Below are 18,291 nucleotides of genomic sequence, written 5' to 3' on the forward strand. Positions count from 1 at the left end.
ATCTGTAGCGGAGGCGCGGTGTCCACGTTCATCCATCGGTTGGCCCTGGCGTCTTGGGCCGCGCGCAAGCGCGTCATCGGGGCCTGGCTGGCCGTGCTGGTCGTCCTCGGCGGCCTGGTGGCCTTGAGTGGCGCGCGGTTCGACAACGAGTTCCGCATCCCGGGGGCCGCGTCGCAGGAGGCCCTCGACCAGCTCCGCATGACGTTCCCCGAGGCGGCGATGAGCTCGGCCACGGTGGTGGTGCTCGCGCCGGAGGGCCAGCGAATCACCGACCCCGACGTCCGTGCCGAGCTCGAGGCGGCGGCGTCCGACATCGAGCAGGTCGCCTGGGTGGACACGGTGCAGCTGCCTTACAGCGAGTACGTCGAGGGCCTATTGAGCGAGGACGGGACGGCCGGCCTCATCACCGTCCGGGCCACCCCCGGGATCACGGGCTCCACCATCACCGACGCCGACCGGGAGGAGCTCGTGGCCGCCGCGGACGCGCTGGCGGCGGCGGTGCCGGGCAGCGAGGTCCACGTCGGCGGCGACTTGTTCTCCGCGTCCCTGCCGCACCTGTCGGTCGTCGAGGTCATCGGCGTGGCCGTCGCGATCCTCGTGCTGTTCCTCACCCTGGGGTCGTTCGTGGCGGCGCTCATGCCGCTGGCCAGCGCGCTCGTGGGCGCCGGGCTGTCGACCCTGCTGATCATGGCGGCCTCGCACGTGTTCACCATCAACTCGACCACGCTGATGCTCGCCCTCATGCTCGCGCTGGCCGTGGGCATCGACTACAGCCTGCTCATCGTCTCGCGCCATCGCGACCAGCTGGCCACGGGCATGGACGCCCGGGAGTCGGCCGCCCGGGCCACGGCCACCGCGGGCTCGGCGGTGCTGTTCGCGGGCGTCACCGTGATCATCGCGTTGATCGGGCTCGGCATCGCCGGCATCCCCTTCCTGACCACGATGGGCATCTTCGCCGCCCTGGCCGTGGCCCTCGAGGTCGCGCTCGCCGTCACGCTGCTGCCGGCCATGCTCGGTTTCGCGGGCGAGCGCCTGCGTCCGGCCGCACCCCGCGCGCGTCGGGGCTGGCTCGCCCGCCTGCCGCGGTTCAACGCCTCGGCGTGGTGGGTGGGGGTGGTCACCAAGGTGCCCGCCCTCACGATCGCCGTCGTCGTGCTCGGGCTCGGGGCGCTGACCCTGCCGGCGCAGCACCTGCACCTGGCGCTGCCGAACTCCGGGCGTAACGACCCGGCGGCGGCCGACCGCGTCACGTTCGACGTCATCGCCGAGCGGTTCGGCGTGGGATTCAACGGGCCGCTCGTCGTCACCGGCTCGATCGTGGAGTCCGACGACCCGATGGGCGTCATCGGCACGATCCGCGACGACATCGAGGCGCTGCCCGGTGTCGAACTCGTCGCCGCCGCCGTGCCCAACCCGAACGTCGACACGATGATGATCCAGGTCATCCCCACCACCGGGCCGGACGACCCGGCCACCACCGAACTCGTCCAGCAACTTCGCGCGCTGGCGCCGCAGTGGGAGGCCGATCTCGGCGTCGCCACGGCGGTGACCGGTTACACCGCCGTCGCCATCGACGTGTCCGATCAGTTGGGGGCCGCGCTGCTGCCGTTCGGCGTCTTCGTCATGGGGCTCTCGCTGATCCTGCTGACGCTCGTCTTCCGCTCGGTGTGGGTGCCGGTGAAGGCGGCGCTGGGCTATCTGCTCAGCGTGGGCGCGGCGTTCGGCATCACGACGCTGGTGTTCAACGACGGCGTCGGACGCCAACTCATCAACCTGGCCGAGCCGCAGCCGATCATCTCGTTCCTCCCCATCATCCTCATGGGCATCCTGTTCGGCCTGGCGATGGACTACGAGGTGTTCCTCACCATGCGCATGCGCGAGGAGTACGTGCACGGCAACCACACCGACGCCGTCGAGCAGGGCTTCGTGCACTCGGCCAAGGTCGTCGTGGCGGCCGCGCTCATCATGGTGAGCGTCTTCGCGTTCTTCATTCCCGAGGGCGACGTCACGCTCAAGCCCATCGCGTTCGGCCTGGCCCTCGGCGTCGCGATCGACGCGTTCGTCGTCCGTATGACGCTCGGCCCCGCCGTGATGAAGCTGCTGGGCAACCACGCCTGGTGGCTGCCGCGCTGGCTCGACCGGCGGCTGCCCGTGCTGGACGCCGAGGGTGAGGGCATCACCCACGCCCTGGCCCTGGCCGACTGGCCGGAAGGGTCGACCGCGGTGATCCACGGGGAGGGCCTGGGTGCGGCCACGCCGCGCGCGACCCTGTTCGACGGGGTCGACCTCGACGTGCAGCCCGGCCACAGCCTCGTCCTGACCGGCGAGCCCCGCGCCCGACGGGCCCTGCTGCTCGCCCTGGCCGGACGCCTCACCCTCACCAGCGGCGATCTCAAGGTGCTCGGCCACGTGCTGCCCCAGCAGGCCGGGGCCCTGCGTCGCGACGCCACGTTCGTGGACGGCGCGGACGACGACGCCGCCCGCGCGCTCACCGATCCGGTCGGCGAGCTCGTCGTGATCGACGACGCCGACCGGCTCTCCTCGCCCGCTCGCGAGGCCCTCGCCGCGCTGCTGGCGCGTCCCGGCGACGCCGGCGATCCCGCCCCCACCCTCGTCCTCGGGGCGGCGGACGCCGACGGCGTCCGCGCCCTGCTCCCCACCCGCGTCCGCAGCACCGCGGACGCCGTCACCCTCGGAGGTGCCGCATGACCATCCGTTCCTTCCTCAGCGCCGGACGCTGGCGCACCGTGCTCGTGCTGCTGCTCGTGCCCGCCCTCGTCGCCGGCGGCGTCCTGTGGGGCACCTGGCACTCCGATGCCCGCCTCCGGCAGGTGCAGGCCGCCGTCGTCAACAACGACGAGATGGTCGAGATCGACGGCCAGCCCACGCCGCTCGGCCGCCAGCTCGCGGCCGAGATCGTCGATTCCGACCGCGCCCAGAACGTCACCTGGGTGCTCGCCGACACCGAGCACGCCCGCGCGGGCCTGGCCACCGGGGAATACGCCGCGGTGGTCACGATTCCGGAGGAGTTCTCGGCGGCGGCGACGTCGTTCGCCAAGCCGGTCGACGAGGCCGTCCAGGCGACGATCACGGTCGACACCTCGCCCGTGGCGACGCTGAGCGAAACCGCCGTCGGTCAGGCCGTCGCCTACGCCGCGGTGAACGCGCTCAACAACGTCCTCACCCGCGAGTACCTGACCAACGTGTACCTCGGCTTCGGCGAGCAGCGCACCCAGATGCTCGAGCTGGCCGACGGCACCCGGCAGCTCGCCGACGGCGCCGCCCAGCTCGCCGACGGCACGGACGCCTCCGCCGACGGCGCGCGCCAGTTGGCCGATGGGATGTCGTTGTCGGCCGACGGCGCGGCCCAGTTGGCCGCGGGGCTGGAGCAGGCGTCCGCCGCCTCCGGCGCGTTGCGCGATGGGGCCGGGCAGTCGGCCGCGGGTGCGGCGCAGCTGGCCACCGGCGCGGGCACGCTCGCCGACGGCACGCAGACCTGGGCCGCCGGCGCGCGGGCCTACGCCGACGGCGTCGGGCAGTACACCGGGGGCGTGGCGTCCTTGTCGGACGGGCTGGCGACGTACGCGGACGGCGTGGACACCTACGCCGACGGGGTCGCCGCCTATGCCGGGGGGATCAACCAGGTGCTCTCTCCCGCCCGATCGGCGCTGCAGGCCCTGCCCGAGTGGGGCGGCTGGCTCACCGCCGCGGACGCCTGGGTCGCCCGGGCGCCGCAGGAGGCCGCGGCGCTCACCGGCCCGCTCACCGACCTCATCAGCCAGACGCGGGCCTTCGTCCAGCGGGTGGCCGGGCTCGCGGAGCAGGGTGACGGCGTGGCGGACGCCCTCACCGCCGCCCGGGGCGCAGCCGATGGGCTCGCGAACGGCGGGGTGACCTGCCCGACCGAGCTGGACGCCGACGCCTGCGCCGCCTACACCGCGGGCGCGATCGCCGCCGCGGAGCAGGTGCGCGACGGGTTGGCCGAGGTCGACGACGCCGACCTGGCCGAGGGGCTCGACGGGCTCGCCGCGCTCGCCCCGCAGATCCTGGCGGCGCTGGACGAGGCGCAGACGGCCGTCGACGGCCTGACCGGCTGGGCCGGTGAGCTGCAGGCCTCCTACGCGGAGGTCAAGGCCGCCCTTCCGGCCGGCACGCCACTGACGAAGGACGACACCCTGGCCGTGCTCGACCAGCTGGTGAGCGCCGGAGACCAGCTCACCTGGGGTGGGCAGCAGCTCGCCGGCGGGGCCGGTCAGCTCGCCGACGGCGCGGATGCGCTGGCGGGCAGCGGCGCCGCCCTGGCCGGCGGGGCAGGCGACCTGGCGGGCGGGGCGACCCAGCTCGCCGACGGCGCGGGGAGTCTCGCCGGCGGTACGCGGCAGGTCGCCTCCGGGCTCGGCCAGCTCGCCGGCGGTGTCAACGCCTACACCGGCGGGGTGGACGCCGCGGCGTCCGGCGCGGGTGAACTCTCGTCCGGGTTGGGGCGGCTCGACGAGGGCAGCCAGCAGCTCGCCGGGGGCCTCGACGCCCTCGCCGAGGGCGGGCAGCAGCTCGCCGACGGCACCGACGAGCTCGCCACCGGCGTCGCCGCGGGCATCGACCAGATCCCGAGTTACACCGACGACGAGGCGGCCACCATGGCGTCCGTGGTGGCCGCCCCGGTGGACGCCGATCCGCTGGCGGGGCTGGCCCGCCCGGGCCTGGCGTACGCGAGCCTGCTGCTCATGCTGGCCCTGTGGCTGGGCGCGATGGCGACCTTCGCGGCGCTGCCGGCCCTGACGCCGCGGGCCCTCACGTCCCGGGCCAGCGACCTGCGGCTGCTGGCCGGTTCCTTGGTGCCCGGCGCGGCCGTCGTCGCGGTGCAGGCGTTGTTGCTGGGGGCCGTCGGAGCCGTGGTGCTCCGCCTGCCGCTGGGGGCGTCCGCCGCGCTCGTCGGGGTGTTGCTGGTGGCCGGGGCGGCGTTCGCGCTGGTCAACCACGCGCTGGCGTCCCTGCTCGGCAACGTCGGCCGGTTGATCGGCCTCGCCCTGGCGCTGGTGACGCTCGTCGTCGCCTCCACCGCGGCACCCGGGGTGCTGGACGCCGCCGCCGTGCTCTCCCCGCTGACCCCGGCGCTGGACGCCGTCCGCTCCGTCGGGGTGGGCACCAGCCCCGTCATCGCGGCGATGACACTGCTCGGCTGGGCGGCCGTCGCCTTCGTCGGATCCTTGGCCGCCGTCCACCGGACGCGCACCGTGCCGCTGGCGGCGCTGGCCGCCTGAGGGGCGGGCCGGCGGGGGGCCGGCTCAGGCCGGCGGGGCGTCCGTGCCGCCGGCCGGCTCGCCGGGGTGCGGATCCTGCAACGGCAGGGGCGGCTGCGGAGGCAGCGGCGGCAGCTCGACGTTGCGTGCCGCGGCCGCGCGCAGGGCGAGCTGGCGCTGGAAGTCGGCCTGGGTCGGCATGCCGTAGGCGCGGGCCGTGGTGTCGTGCAGCTCCACGACCTTGTTGTAGAGCCGCTCGGTGTAGCGCGGGGCGGACTCACCGGGCAGCGCCCGCTGCGGGTTGCCGAACACAATGTGGACGGGTGGGCGTCCGGGCACCGGCAGGTTCTGGCCATAGGGCATCGCGGCGTACGCCCCGACGAGGGCGATGGGGAGAACCGGCACGTCGTGTTGGATGCTCAGCGCCGCGACGCCGTTCTTGAACTTCGCCATGGCGCCCGTCCGGCTGCGGGTGCCCTCGGGGTAGATGAGCAGCGGCACGCCCTCGTCCAGCAGCTTGCCGCTCATGCCCTGGTGCGCGCGCATGCCGCCGCGGTCGATCGGGTAGGCGTTGAAGAACAACCGGGTGGGCAGCGACTTGATCTTCTGCTTGAAGAAGTAGTCGGCCGCGGCACCGGCGGCCAGGTTGCGCGAGAGGCGGCGCGGCAGCGAGCCGAAGATCACCGTGGTGTCGACGTGGCTGGAGTGGTTGGCCACGATGATGAACGGCGCCTGCAGGTCGTCCAGGTGACGCTCGCCGTGCACGTTCACGCTCAGCGCCGACCACACGTACGGCTTCATCACGAACTGCTGCGCGACCCGGCGGGCCAGGGCCTGGGGGGTGGCCGAGTACTTGCCGAGGTCGTCGGCGTCCTCAGGCATCGATCCCTCCCCTCGTCACCGGCCCCATTGTGCACCACCGGGCCGGGTGCGCGGGCACCGCGTCACGGGGTGCGCCGGCGACGGTCGCGACCGATCGCGCCCGAGAGGGCGCGCACCAGCGGACGCGGTGCGAGCTGCAGCGCGATCGCCATGGCCTTCCACCGCTTCGTCGGCAGCGAGACGACGCGGCCGGCGTCCGCGTGGGCCAGCGCCTCGCGGACGCAACGGTCGGCGTCCACCCAGACTGCGGTGGGGATGGCCGAGGTCTGAATGCTCGCGCGCTCGTGGAACTCGGTGGTGACCCAGCCCGGGCACAGCGCCGTGGCGGTCACGCCCGTGCCGCGCAGCTCGCCGGCGAGCGCCTCGTTGTAGAGCTTCACGAAGCTCTTGATGGCGGAGTACTCGCCCTGGGTCACCCAGGCCGACAGGGAGGCCACGTTCAGCACGCGGCCGTGCCCGCGGGTCACCATGGCGCGCGCGGCCGCGTTCGACAGCACGACCACCGCCTCGCCCATCACGGCCCAGGCGCGGTCGTGCTCGCCGAGATCATCCAGGAGCGACGCGGTGGGGCCGAACCCGGCATTGTTCACCAGCAGGTCGACGCGCTTCTCGGCGCTGGCGACGCGCTCGGCGACCCGGTGGAGGTCATCGGCGTCGCTGAGATCGGCTTGCAGGGTCTCGACGGCGACGCCGTGGGTGGCCTGCAGCTCGGTGGCGATCGTGGCCAGGCGGTCCGCGTCCCGGGCGACGAGGACGAGGTCGTCGCCGCGCGCGGCGAGCTGGCGGGCGAACGCGGCACCGATCCCGGCGGTCGCGCCGGTGACGAGGGCAGTGGACATGCCGCCCAACCTACCCGGCGGGCCCGGCCGGGGCGTGCCATAGGGTGCGGCCATGGGCGCGGAGAGGTCGGTGACGTGGGACGACGTGGCGGCCCAGGCGGAGCGGCGGTACGCCGCGTCCGGGGGCGTGCTCGGCTGGGCCGGAGACCTGCGGACCACCCTGACCCGGCTGGCGCGGGCGTGGGAGCTGCGGCCGCTGGAGCTCTACGACTCCGGGATCGGCCACCCCGTGGTGCGGGTCGCGTGGCCGGCGGGGGAGGCCGTCCTCAAGGTGGCGCCGCCGGACGATCTGCGGGCCCAGACGCTGGTGCTTGTGGCCGACGGTGGCCGGGCCTACGCGCGGGTGCTGGCGGTGGACGAGGCGGCGGTGCTGCTGGAACGCTTGGGTGCTCCGCTGCACGCGGCGGTGCCCGACCCGCTGGAACAGCTGCGCATCCAGGCGCGGCTGCTCCGGCGGGCCTGGGAGGTGCCGCTGGCGGTGGGGGAGCGCGTCGGCTCGAAGGCTGCTGGGCTGCTGGGCATTCTGGATGCCCACGCGGGGCTCGGTGCGGAGGTGCCGCACGTGCTGGAGCGCGCTCGGGGGCTGGCCGAGGACCTGGCGGTGGGCGAGTGCGCCGAGGTGGTGTGCCACGGCGACGCCCATTCCGGCAACGTGCTGGCGCGGGGTGGCGGCTCGTTTGCGCTCGTGGACCCGGACGGCTTCGTCGGCGAGCGCGCCTACGACCTGGGCGTGACGATGCGCAGCTTCCTGCCCGAGGTGCACGTGGGTGGTGCCCGGTTCGTGGCCGACTGCGCCGCCGTGTTGGCCGAGGAGAGTGGTGTCGAGGCCGACCGCATCGAGGCCTGGGCGTTCGTCGAGCGGGTCACGACCGGGCTGTTCCTGCGCCTGCTCGGCCACGGGGACGAGGGCGCTGCCCAGCTGGCGTCCGCGGCGTTGCTGTGTGGGGCGCGGTGACGCGTGGGGAGCCTGCGTCCCGATGAGCCGGGACGCGCCTCGGCCAGCGGGCGCCGTCCCTAGGCTGGGGTCATGTACCGGCACGTGTTCTGGGATCTCGGCGGCACCTTGGTCGACACCTATCCAGCGCTCGACGCGGCCCTCGCGGGGGTGGTGGCCGCGCGCGGCGGTCACGTCGGGGTCGCGGAGGTGGCGCGGTTGACGCGGCGCTCGACGGGCGAGGCGATCGAGGCGTTGGCCGCCCGCTTCGGCATCGACGCGGCGGCGTTTGAGCGGGCGAATGCGGAGCTCAAGGAGTCGTGGGAGCGGACGCCGCCGCCCGCCATGGCCGGGGCCGCCGACCTGCTCGCCGAGATCCGCGCTGCCGGCGGGCTGAACCTCGTGGTCACCCACCGCGACCGCGCCTCCGCCACCGCGCTGCTGAAGGGCCTGGGGCTCGAGGTCGACGACCTGGTCTCGACCTCCGACGGGCACCCCCGCAAGCCCGATCCGACGATGTACCGGCTGCTGGTGGAGCGCCACGGGCTCGACACGGGGGAGTGCCTGGCCGTGGGCGACCGGCCGCTCGACGCCACCGCCGCCCAGGCCGCCGGGATCGATGCGGTGATGCTGGAATCCCCCGAGGCGCCCGTCGACGACGACGCCCGCTATTCGGTCACCACTCTGGCCGGGGTCCGGCCGCTGCTGTTTCTGGCCGCCTCCCCCGCCTGATCCGACGACGTCCTGCATCGGACCGGCCGCACCCGTGCCGGGCACGGGGATCCGCGACGGTTTCGTGACACTCGATTTCGGAGCGCTGCAAGAAACCCCAGTGGGACTGGAGAAGTGAAGGGTCAATCAAAATCGAGTGTCATGAAACCGTCGCGATGTCTCGGAGAGGGCGGCCGAGGGCGGTCGGTGCACCTTGGTGCCGCGCTCCTCACGTGGCACTTCACCTCACGTGGCACCTCACCTCACGTGGCGCACTGGGCCTCCAAGTGGCACCTCACCTCACGTGGCGCACTGAGCCCTCACGTGGCGCACTGAGCCTTCACGTGGCGCACCTTCCCCTCACGTGGCGCAGCGCGGCTCACGTGGAGGGCCTTGGACGGGCCGCCACGTGAGCTCAGCTGCGCCAAGAGACAGCGCAGTGCGCCACGTGGAACCACGGTGCGCCAAGTGGTGCGTCAAGAGATCTGGTGCGCTGAGGGAGAGCGCCCTCTGACAAGGGCGGAACGCCAGGTGACCCCAGGCCGCTGGAACACCCATCCCAGCGCCCGGAGGAGGCGTCACAAACACGCCCCTGTCACCGGCTCACCGGGACAGCCCCGAAAACCTCAGCCCGCGATGACTGCGGAGACCTCCCGGGCCATCTGGAGCTCCTCGTTGGTCGGCACGACGAGCACGGTCACCGGCGAGTCGTCGGTGGAGATCACCCGTGGCTGCGAGCTGCGCTCGGCGTTGCGCTCCGGGTCGAGTTTCACGCCCAGCCCAGCGAGGCGTTCGCAGACGCGGGCCCGGATCACCGGGTCGTTCTCCCCGACGCCGGCGGTGAACGTGATCGTGTCGACGCCGCCCAGGATGGCCATGTAGGCGCCGATGTAGTGCAGCAGCCGGTGGATGTAGACGTCCAACGCGATCTTCGCCCGCTCGTCGCCGGCCTCGATCTTCGCCGAGATGTCGCGGAAGTCCGAGGCCCCGGCGAGCCCGATCATGCCCGACTTCTTGTTCAGCAGGTTGTCGATCGCATCGACGCTGAAGCCGGCCTCGCGGTGCAGGTAGAAGATCAGCCCGGGATCGACGTCGCCGGAGCGCGTCCCCATCACCAGGCCCTGCAGCGGGGTGAGGCCCATCGAGGTGTCGACGGCCACGCCGTGGTCGATCGCCGAGATCGACGCCCCGTTGCCCAGGTGGCAGACGATCTGCTTCAACGACTCATAGTCGACGCCCAGCGTCTCGGCCACCGTGTGCGACACGTAGTTGTGCGACGTGCCGTGGAAGCCGTACCGCCGCACGGAGTACTGCTCGGCGATGCCGGTCGGCACCGCGTAGGTGTAGGCCTCCGGCGGCAGCGAGCTGAAGAAGGCGGTGTCGAAGACGGCCACGTGGGGCACGTTGGGCAGCGCCCGACGCGCGCCGCGGATGCCGGCGATGCCGGGCGGGTTGTGCAGCGGGGCGAGCGGCGACAACTCCTCCAGCGTCTCGATCACGTGGTCGTCGATGACCGTGCTGTGGGTGAGCTTGTCCCCGCCGTGCACGGTGCGGTGGCCGACGGCCTTCACCTGGTCGAGCGCGGGGCCGTGCTCCTCGAACATCGTCACCATGGCGGCGAGCGCTACGGTGTGGTTCGGGTACGACTCCTCCTCGGTGAACGTCTCGTCACCGACGGTGTGCTTGATGCGGCTCAGCTCCTGGCCTATCCGCTCGATCAGGCCGGTGGCCAGGACGCGCTCGTCGTCGGCGTCGATCACCTGGTACTTGATGGAGCTAGAGCCGGCGTTCAGCAGCAGGATGGGCGTGGACACGAGTTCTCCTCAGGTCGGCAGGTCGGGGGTCAGCTGTGTTGGGCCTGGATGGCCGTGATGGCGATGGTGTTGACGATGTCGTCGACCAGGGCACCGCGCGACAGGTCGTTGACCGGCTTGTTCAGCCCCTGCAGCACGGGCCCGACCGCCAGCGCTCCCGCGGAGCGCTGGACCGCTTTGTACGTGTTGTTGCCCGTGTTGAGGTCGGGGAAGATGAACACCGTCGCCTGCCCCGCCACCTCCGAGCCCGGCATCTTCTTCGAGCCCACGGTCGGGTCGACGGCGGCGTCGAACTGGATCGGCCCCTCGACCTTCAGCTCCGGCGCCCGCTGCTTCACCAGCTCCGTGGCCGCGCGCACCTTGTCGACGTCGGCGCCCGAGCCGGACTCACCGGTGGAGTACGACAGCATCGCCACGCGCGGCGTGATGCCGAACGCGACGGCCGTCTCGGCCGAGGAGATCGCGATGTCGGCGAGCTGCTCCGCGCTCGGGTCGGGGTTGACGGCGCAGTCGCCGTAGACGTCCACCCGGTCGGCCATGCACATGAGGAACGACGAACTCACCACCGACACCCCGGGGCGCGTCTTGATGAACTCCAGCGACGGCCGGATCGTGTTGGCCGTGGTGTTCACCGCGCCCGACACCATGCCGTCGGCCATTCCCAGGTGCACCATCATCGTGCCGAAGTAGCTCGGGTCGGTCATCTTCTCCCGCGCCTGCTCCACCGTGACGCCCTTCTTGGCGCGCAGCGTCGCGTACTCCTGCGAGAACCGTTCCACGAGCTCCGGGGAGCCCAGCGACACGATCTCGGCGCCCTCCAGGGAGAACCCGAGCCCGCTCGCGCGGTTCTTGATCTCGGTGGCGTCGCCGAGCAGCACGATGTCGGCCGTGCCGCGGCGCAGCACGAGGGACGCCGCCTCCAGAATCCGGTCGTCGCCCGACTCGGGCAGCACGATTTTCCGCTTGTCCTTGCGGGCCATCTCGGTGAGCTGGTACTCGAACATCAGTGGCGTCCGGATGTTCGACGGCGCGACGTCCATCGCGGCCAGGAGCGCGGCGGCGTCCACGTTCTCGTCGAACAGCCGACGCCCGAGCTCGAGCTTGCGGGGCGAACTCGTCATCGTGCCCTCGAGGTTGAACAGCCGCTCGGCGGTCGTGTAGGTGCCGAGGTCGGTGAGCGCGATCGGCAGCTCGTGGTGCACCGTGTCGATGAGCGCGCTGACCGTGGCGGGGATCTCGTAGCCGCCCACCAGGATCATGCCCGTCAGCTGCGGGAACGCCCCCGAGGTGTGCGCCAGCAGCACGCCCGGGATCAGCTCGGAGCGGTCGCTGGGCACGACCACCGTCGAATCCGGCTGGAGCCGCGCCAGCACGTTGGGCAGCGTCATGCCGCACACGAGGACGCTCTGGCTCTCCAGCTCGATCTTCTCCGGACGCCCGTGCAGCACGCGACCGTCGACCGCGGCCACCTGGTCGTCGAACGACGGGGCCGTCAGCAGCGGGTGGCCCTGCAGCGCGCCGACCACCAGGCCCGGCAGCGCCTCGCCGAGGGCCGCGGCGTAGGCGTCCTCCTCGCCCACCGGCACGCGGGTGGCGAACACGCCGATGACGCCGGCGTGCTGGTGGCGGAACTCGGCCACCGAGGTCTGCGCGAGCTGGACGACCTGCTCCGGCGTCCGCTCCTGCCCCGAGACGGCGAGGGCGACCGGTGCGTTGAGGTTGGCCGCGATGCGGGCGTTGAAGGTGAGCTCGGTGGAGCCGATGACGTCGGTGTAGTCCGACCCGACGATGACGACGGTGTCGCGGCGTTCCGACAGCTCGCCGTACTTGTGGACGATCGTCGCCAGCGCGTCGTCGGCGTCGGCGCGGACGTCGGCGTAGGTCACCCCGACGGCTTCGGAGTAGGAGAGCTCGACGGCGGGCTGGGCGAGCAGCGCCTCGGCGACGCCGTCGCGTCCCTCCGACGTCACGAGCGGGCGGAACACGGCCACCGAGCCGAGGTTCCGGGTGAGGGCGTCGATGACGCCCAGGGCGACGATGGACTTACCGGTCTGGCCTTCGGGGGCCACCACGTAGATGCTCCGAGTCACCGTTTCAGGCTATCGCGTCCGCCCCCGCCCCGGTGCGGGCCGGCTCAGAGGCGCTCGCGCACCCAGGCGATCTGCGCGGGGTGGGGGACGGCGTCGGAGGTCTCGAGGATCACCGGGGCGCCGGCGTCCCGCGCGATGGCGGCCAGCGCGTCCGGGTCGATCTGGCCGCGGCCGAGGATCTCGTGGCGGTCGGCGCCCGAATCGGCCGGGTCGCGGGAGTCGTTGAGGTGCACCAGGTCGATGCGGCCGGTGATGGCGCGGACGTCCGCGACGACCGTCGCCAGGTCGAGCCCGCCGGCGTGCGCGTGGCACGTGTCGAGGCAGAACCCGACGTTCTCCGCACCGTCGGCCGCCTGGACGGCCTCCCACAGCCGCGCGATGCGCTCCAGGTGGCGGGCCATGGCGTTGGTGCCGCCCGCGGTGTTCTCGATGAGAATCGGCACGGTCAGCTCGAGCCCCTCGACGGCCTTGCGCCAGTTGTCGAAGCCGACCTCCGGGTCGTCCTTCGCGCCGAGGTGGCCGCCGTGCACGATGACGCCGCGCGCGCCGATCTCCGTGGCCATCCGCACCTGCTTGGCGAGGATCTGCCGGCTCGGGATGCGCACGCGGTTGTTCGTGGTGGCCACGTTGACGATGTATGGCGCGTGCACGAACACCCCGACGCCCGCGGCCTCCGCCTCCGCGCGGAACCCGGCCGCGCCGTCGGCGTGCGGCACGGCGTGCCCCTTGAACGCCTGCGGGTCACCCAGGAACGTCTGCACGATGTCGAGCCCCTGGGCGGACGCCCTCGCGATCGCGTCCGCGCCCAGGTGTGCGCCGAACTCCAGATTCACGACAGCGCCGTTCAACCCAACCCCCGTCATTCCAGACCGCCCAGCACATCGACGGCCGCCGCGACGTCCTCGACCGGCACGAGCAGGTGGTCGTGGTAGTAGCCGGCGATCACGTTGCACGAGATGCCGACGCGGGCGAGCGCGTTCGTCACCGCGGCGGTCAGCCCCACGGACTCCAGCGAGGAGTGCACCTGCAGCGTGATCCAGCCGAACTCGGCGTCGTAGGCGAGGCCCAGCTCGTCGGCCGCGTCCCGGTCCACCACCAATGTCGTGCCCTCGTCCTCGGTGATGCGCGCGTGGGCGATCACGTCGGGCGGGGTGGGGGTGGTCGTGAACACGTAGCTCCCCGGGCGGACGCGCGGTCGCAGCGCGCCGAGGATCTCGTGGAGGTTGGTCAGGCCGGCCATGGGGTGAGTCTACGAGCCGCGACCGGCCGCGGTGCGAGGCCGTCAGGACGCGAACGCCTTGGCCAGCGCGATCATGCGGGCCCGGAACGCGTCGGACGCCGGCGCGTGGGCGGCGGCGTCCACGGCGTTGAGGACGAGGCGGACGTGGGTCCAGGCGCGCACGCGGTCCTCGTCGAGGCCGGCCACGTCGGTGACGATGTCGGCGCGCAACCGCAGGTGGGCGCGCAGGCTGTGGGCGCGGGCGGCCTCGTCCGCGCGGTTCCACACGATCGGCGCGACCGCGAAGGCCCACTCGGTGGCCAGGGGCTTGGGATCGATGGCCACCCAGGCACCGCGGCCGGCGTCCAGCGGGGCCAGCACGTCGGCGTCGTGCAGGTCGGTGTGGACGAGCCGGTTCGTTGGGGGGTCAACGAGCAACGAGGCCAGCTCGGACGCCGCCTGCTGCGTCATCCGGCGGGGCACCAGGGGAGTCCCGGCCAGCAGGTCACGCCGCCAACGCTCGGTGTGGCTGGCCGCGGTGGTGAATTGCGGCGCCGCCGGTCGATCCAGCCGGGTGAACAGCGTGCCGATCTCCTCGCAGGCCTCCAGCACGCTGACGCCGCGCAGGTCGCGGTCGCCGTCGAGCCGCTCCAGCAGCAGGGCCCAGGAGGCGGGGTCGGCGGCGAGCAGCCGCACCGCACCGTCGCCGTCCCAGTGCCGTAGCGCCAGGTGCTCCAGCGCCGCCTCGGCGTGCGGCCAGGTGAGCTTCAGCGCGGCCCGCTCACCGGAGGCACGGCGCACCGGCACCACCAGCGCACACTCGCCGTGCCACGCGTCGCCGTCGGGGGCCAGCTCCCACGCCGCCAGCCGATCGGCCAGGAGCGACGGCAGGCGGGCGAGCCACGCGTCCCCGCTCACCGGGCCCCCGGGGCCGGCGCCGCGGGCGTCCGGCTTGCGCCCGGCCACGGTGGCGCGGAAGGACTCCGGGATCGGCGTGCTCACCGGGCCATCCTCCCCGGGGCCGCAAGCGCGCGGGATGACCCCGGCACCTACGGAACGGTAACCTCGGGCAGGGAGAGCGGCCGCGGGGGCGATCGCGGCGCCACGACAAGGGAGTTCACGCATGGACCAGGCCCATCTTGCCGTCCGCATGGCGGAGGTCTACGCCCGCCACGGTCGCCGACCCGCGATGCGCATCCTGCGCGGGGACGACTGGCAGACCCTCACGTATGCCGACGTCGAGCGGCGCGTCCGCAGCCTCGCCCGGCACCTGGTGGACGCCGGCGTCCAACCCGGCGACCGCGTCGCGCTGTTCAGCACCAACCGGCCGGAGTGGTCGATCGTCGACCTGGCGCTCCTGACCGTCCGCGCCGTCGTCGTGCCGCTCTACCCGACGAGCACGCCCGACCAGGTGCGCCACATCCTGGCCGACTCGGGCGCGGTGTTCGGCGTCGTCGAGAACGACGGCCTGCTCGGCCGGCTCGCCGAGGTGTGGGACGACCTGCCCGACCTGCGCGGCGTGTGGACGATGGAGGACGCCGACAGTGAGGACGAGCGCGTCACGACCTTGGCCGACATCCTCGCGGCGCCGGCGTCCGACACGGCCGAGGGTGAGGTCGCGCAGCGGCTGGCCGACGCGTCCGGCGACGACGTCGCCTCGATCATCTACACCTCGGGCACGACGGGCGACCCGCGCGGCGCCACGCTGACGCACACCGGCTTCACCTACGAGCTCGATGCGCTCGACTCGTTCTTCACCATCACGGCCGAGGACAGCTCGCTGGCCTTCCTGCCGCTCTCCCACGCCCTGGAGCGGGCCTGGACGTTCCAGGTGCTCATGTCGGGGTGCCTCAATACCTATGTGGCGGATGCCCGCACGGTGGCCGACCAGCTCGTCATCGCCCGGCCCACCATGTTCGTCTCGGTGCCGCGCCTGTACGAGAAGGTGTTCCTGACGGTCCACGAGCGGGTGGCCGGCTCTCCGGCGAAGAAGAAGATCTTCGCGTGGGCGATGGGCGTGGGCGTCCGCGCCCAGCACGCCTTCCGGCAGGGACGCCGCCCCTCGGCTTCGGTGCGCGCCCAGCTGCGGCTCGCCGACAAGCTGGTCTTCACCTCCATCCGCGACGCCCTCGGCGGCCCCAAGACGGTCATGGCCTGTGGCGGCGCCCCCCTGCGGCCGGAGATCGAGGAATTCTTCGGTGCCGCCGGCATGCTGCTGTGCCAGGGCTACGGGCTCACGGAGGCCTCCCCGCTGATCTCGTTCAACGCGCCGGCGGCGTTCAAGTTCGGCACGGTGGGGCGCATCATCGACGGCGGGGAGGTGCGCATCGGTGAGGAGTCCGAGGTGCTGTACCGCGGCCCCAACGTCATGCGGGGCTACTGGAACAACCCCGACGCCAGCGCCGCGGCCGTCGACGACGAGGGCTGGCTGCACACCGGCGACGTCGGCTACGTCGACACCGACGGTTACCTCGTCATCACCGACCGGTTGAAGGACATCATCGTCACCTCGGGCGGCAAGAACATCGCCCCCGCTCCGATCGAGGGCCTGATCCTCGCCGACCCGTTGTTCGAACACGCCGTGGTGCTGGGCAACAACCGGCCCTACGTCACCCTGCTCGTGCGTCCCTCGCCGCCGGCGCTGGAGGAGCTGGCGTCCCAGCTGCAGATCGCCGCCGCGGACGCCGCCGAGCTCGTTCACGCGCCCGAGATCGTCGCCGAGATCAAGCGTCGCGTCGCCGTCCTCACCGAGCGGCTGCCCTCGCAGGAGCAGATCAAGGACCTGCGCGTCGCCTGGGACGAGTTCACGATGGACAACGGGCTGCTCACCCCGACCCTGAAGGTGAAGCGCCGCCAGGTCGAGGAGCGCTTCGCCGCGCTGATCGAGGACATGTACGCCCGCGTCCAGGACGTGCGGGGCAAGAAGGACTGATCGCGCCCGACCACGCTGCAACGCCGCGTGGCCCGCACGCGTGGGACGGGTGTGACGCTGGAGGTGGCCCGGGACATGGAACCCGACGAGCGGGCGGTTGAGCCGCAGACGTTCGACGCCTACGTGCGGGAACGCTCCGTCGCGCTCCAGCGCTTCGCCTACCTGGTGACGCGGCACCCCGAGGACGCCCGCGACGCCGTGCAGGACGCACTGGTCGGGCTGTTCCCGCGGTACGCGCAGGTCGCGGCGGCGGGCTCGGTGGACGCCTACGTGCACCGCTCGATCGCCAATGCCGCGGTGTCGCGGTGGCGCAAGGGGGGTCGCCTCGTCCCGGTCGCCGAGCCGGAGGACGTCCGTGCCGACGGGCGTCCGCTGGAGGAGGCCGTGACCGACGCCGAGGTCGCCTGGGATCTCATCGGGGAACTCCCGCCGGCCCAGCGCACCGCCGTGGTGCTGCGCTATTGGTCGGACGCCACCTTCGCCGACATCGGCGCGGCCCTCGGTTGCCCCGAGGCCACCGCGCGTTCACACGTGCACCGGGCGCTCGCCCGGTTGCGCGCCCACCTGGGGGAGGATGACCATGCCTGACCACCTGCGGCTCGTCGGCGACGCCCGCGACGGGGGGACCGACCGCGCCGAGGAGGCGTTGCGCGCTGCGTTGGCGTCCCGGGCCGCCGACGTCGACGCCGCTCCGCTCGACCCGGACGACCTGCGGGCGCAAGCGGTGCGTCCGGTCGACCTGGGCGCCCGCCGCCGGCGTCGCATCCTGCTCGCCGCCGCGGCCGCCGCCGTCGTGCTGGTGGTGCCCGCCGGGTTCCTGCTGCAGGGGGGCGACCGCTTCAGCGCGGTGCCCGGGGACTCCTCCGCCCGATCGGAATCCGCAGTCGCCGCGGGGGGTGCACCGACGCAGGACGACGCCGAGGCCAGCGACGACGCTGGCACCGGGGTGGATTCCGCGGACGCATCGCAGGGCGACGTCACCGCGTCGGGCGACACCGGGGCCTCCGAACCCGTCGCCTGCCCGACGGCGGGGCCACCGGTGGGGGGCATCGTCGACTTCGTTGCCGTGCTGGAGTGGCACGGGCGCACCTACGCGTGGGCTGCGGACGAGCCGGTGGCCGGGTTGGGGGCGGTGCTGGGTGAGGTGCGGTGTTCGATCATCGAGATCTCCGAGGACGGCACGCGCACGGTGCCCGGCCCCTGGCCGGACGGCACCGCGACATTCCTGCCCGTCGGGGCGACCATCCACGAGGTGCCGGGCTTCGACCCGCGCTGCGCCGTGGGCGTCCGCTTCAACGACGCCGACACCCTCCTGCGCGCCATGGACACCCCCGGCTGCCCCTCCTCCTGACGCCGGCCCCGACTGGTCCGCCGCGCCCGGTCTCGCCCACGGGGGCCCACGCCCTGGGGACATCACTTCGCTCCTTGGCCGTAGCGGGGCTCTTCGTGCACGAAGAGCCCTGCTACGGCAGGGGAGCGAAGTGCTTGGCGCATGAGAGCAGCGCTATGTCCGGAGAGCACCGCCACGTTCGGGGAGCGAAGTGGCCCAGGACGACGAGGAGCGCGGCTCCGTGCGGGGAGCCCGGCCAGGGAACAGGAGCGAAGTACGCCGGACGTGGGCGGCTCACGG

Annotated in this window: 14 protein-coding genes; 7 read left to right on the top strand and 7 right to left on the bottom strand. The window is 72.9% G+C overall.

Annotated features, from left to right (window positions below; all coding sequences use genetic code 11):
- The first annotated feature begins 18 nt into the window (after positions 1-18).
- Positions 19-2,709: an MMPL family transporter gene (locus IFY26_RS00945; protein ID WP_232547131.1), complete on the top strand. Its 2,691-nt coding sequence runs from the start codon at positions 19-21 to the stop codon at positions 2,707-2,709.
- Complete coding sequence (locus tag IFY26_RS00950) at positions 2,706-5,261, top strand: YhgE/Pip domain-containing protein (RefSeq protein ID WP_232547132.1); 2,556 nt, start codon at positions 2,706-2,708, stop codon at positions 5,259-5,261. The genes IFY26_RS00945 and IFY26_RS00950 overlap by 4 nt, the downstream gene beginning before the upstream one ends.
- Before the next feature lie 24 nt (positions 5,262-5,285).
- Here the strand turns inward: IFY26_RS00950 and IFY26_RS00955 are convergent, their stop codons facing one another.
- Positions 5,286-6,122 (bottom strand): lysophospholipid acyltransferase family protein, encoded by an 837-nt coding sequence (locus IFY26_RS00955; protein ID WP_232547133.1) that lies wholly within the window; start codon positions 6,120-6,122, stop codon positions 5,286-5,288.
- Between the two features lie 62 nt (positions 6,123-6,184).
- Complete coding sequence (locus IFY26_RS00960) at positions 6,185-6,961, bottom strand: SDR family NAD(P)-dependent oxidoreductase (protein ID WP_232547134.1); 777 nt, start codon at positions 6,959-6,961, stop codon at positions 6,185-6,187.
- Positions 6,962-7,013: 52 nt separating this feature from the next.
- On the opposite strand from IFY26_RS00960, the gene IFY26_RS00965 reads away from it, so the two are divergent.
- Together IFY26_RS00965 and IFY26_RS00970 are read left to right on the top strand one after the other, a co-directional pair.
- Complete coding sequence (locus IFY26_RS00965) at positions 7,014-7,916, top strand: aminoglycoside phosphotransferase family protein (RefSeq protein WP_232547135.1); 903 nt, start codon at positions 7,014-7,016, stop codon at positions 7,914-7,916.
- A gap of 72 nt (positions 7,917-7,988) precedes the next feature.
- A complete protein-coding gene (locus IFY26_RS00970; RefSeq protein ID WP_232547136.1) occupies positions 7,989-8,627 on the top strand; it encodes an HAD-IA family hydrolase in 639 nt (212 codons plus the stop codon).
- A 605-nt stretch (positions 8,628-9,232) separates the two neighbouring features.
- On the opposite strand, the gene IFY26_RS00975 is transcribed toward IFY26_RS00970, so the two are convergent.
- Genes IFY26_RS00975 through IFY26_RS00995 form a run of 5 tightly spaced genes read right to left on the bottom strand, consistent with a single transcriptional unit; the run spans position 9,233 to position 14,731 of the window.
- Positions 9,233-10,420, bottom strand: a complete 1,188-nt coding sequence (locus tag IFY26_RS00975; protein ID WP_232547137.1) for an acetate/propionate family kinase — start codon at positions 10,418-10,420, stop codon at positions 9,233-9,235.
- A gap of 29 nt (positions 10,421-10,449) precedes the next feature.
- Complete coding sequence (gene pta / locus IFY26_RS00980; RefSeq protein WP_232547138.1) at positions 10,450-12,510, bottom strand: phosphate acetyltransferase; 2,061 nt, start codon at positions 12,508-12,510, stop codon at positions 10,450-10,452.
- A gap of 44 nt (positions 12,511-12,554) precedes the next feature.
- Positions 12,555-13,373 (bottom strand): deoxyribonuclease IV, encoded by an 819-nt coding sequence (locus IFY26_RS00985; RefSeq protein ID WP_342372381.1) that lies wholly within the window; start codon positions 13,371-13,373, stop codon positions 12,555-12,557.
- Positions 13,370-13,750, bottom strand: a complete 381-nt coding sequence (locus IFY26_RS00990; RefSeq protein WP_232547140.1) for an ACT domain-containing protein — start codon at positions 13,748-13,750, stop codon at positions 13,370-13,372. Before IFY26_RS00990 ends, IFY26_RS00985 begins: the two co-directional genes overlap by 4 nt.
- A gap of 42 nt (positions 13,751-13,792) precedes the next feature.
- Positions 13,793-14,731: an aminoglycoside phosphotransferase family protein gene (locus IFY26_RS00995; protein ID WP_232547141.1), complete on the bottom strand. Its 939-nt coding sequence runs from the start codon at positions 14,729-14,731 to the stop codon at positions 13,793-13,795.
- Positions 14,732-14,852: 121 nt separating this feature from the next.
- Between IFY26_RS00995 and IFY26_RS01000 the strand changes: the two genes are divergently transcribed.
- Genes IFY26_RS01000 through IFY26_RS01010 form a run of 3 tightly spaced genes read left to right on the top strand, consistent with a single transcriptional unit; the run spans position 14,853 to position 18,012 of the window.
- Complete coding sequence (locus tag IFY26_RS01000; protein ID WP_232547142.1) at positions 14,853-16,661, top strand: AMP-dependent synthetase/ligase; 1,809 nt, start codon at positions 14,853-14,855, stop codon at positions 16,659-16,661.
- Between the two features lie 27 nt (positions 16,662-16,688).
- Complete coding sequence (locus IFY26_RS01005) at positions 16,689-17,249, top strand: RNA polymerase sigma factor (protein WP_232547143.1); 561 nt, start codon at positions 16,689-16,691, stop codon at positions 17,247-17,249.
- Positions 17,242-18,012, top strand: a complete 771-nt coding sequence (locus IFY26_RS01010; RefSeq protein WP_232547144.1) for a hypothetical protein — start codon at positions 17,242-17,244, stop codon at positions 18,010-18,012. Before IFY26_RS01005 ends, IFY26_RS01010 begins: the two co-directional genes overlap by 8 nt.
- The last annotated feature ends 279 nt before the right edge of the window (positions 18,013-18,291 follow it).

Source organism: Propioniciclava soli (genome assembly GCF_014858005.1).
Classification (GTDB): Bacteria; Actinomycetota; Actinomycetes; order Propionibacteriales; family Propionibacteriaceae; genus Propioniciclava; species Propioniciclava soli.

Bases quoted from the DNA above. Each gene is read 5' to 3' on its own strand.
- IFY26_RS00950 (WP_232547132.1), top strand. From the start codon at position 2,706: ATGACCATCCGTTCCTTCCTCAGCGCCGGACGCTGGCGCACCGTGCTC.
- IFY26_RS00955 (WP_232547133.1), bottom strand. From the start codon at position 6,122: ATGCCTGAGGACGCCGACGACCTCGGCAAGTACTCGGCCACCCCCCAG.
- IFY26_RS00960 (WP_232547134.1), bottom strand. From the start codon at position 6,961: ATGTCCACTGCCCTCGTCACCGGCGCGACCGCCGGGATCGGTGCCGCG.
- IFY26_RS00965 (WP_232547135.1), top strand. From the start codon at position 7,014: ATGGGCGCGGAGAGGTCGGTGACGTGGGACGACGTGGCGGCCCAGGCG.
- IFY26_RS00970 (WP_232547136.1), top strand. From the start codon at position 7,989: ATGTACCGGCACGTGTTCTGGGATCTCGGCGGCACCTTGGTCGACACC.
- IFY26_RS00985 (WP_342372381.1), bottom strand. From the start codon at position 13,373: ATGACGGGGGTTGGGTTGAACGGCGCTGTCGTGAATCTGGAGTTCGGC.
- IFY26_RS00990 (WP_232547140.1), bottom strand. From the start codon at position 13,750: ATGGCCGGCCTGACCAACCTCCACGAGATCCTCGGCGCGCTGCGACCG.
- IFY26_RS01000 (WP_232547142.1), top strand. From the start codon at position 14,853: ATGGACCAGGCCCATCTTGCCGTCCGCATGGCGGAGGTCTACGCCCGC.
- IFY26_RS01010 (WP_232547144.1), top strand. From the start codon at position 17,242: ATGCCTGACCACCTGCGGCTCGTCGGCGACGCCCGCGACGGGGGGACC.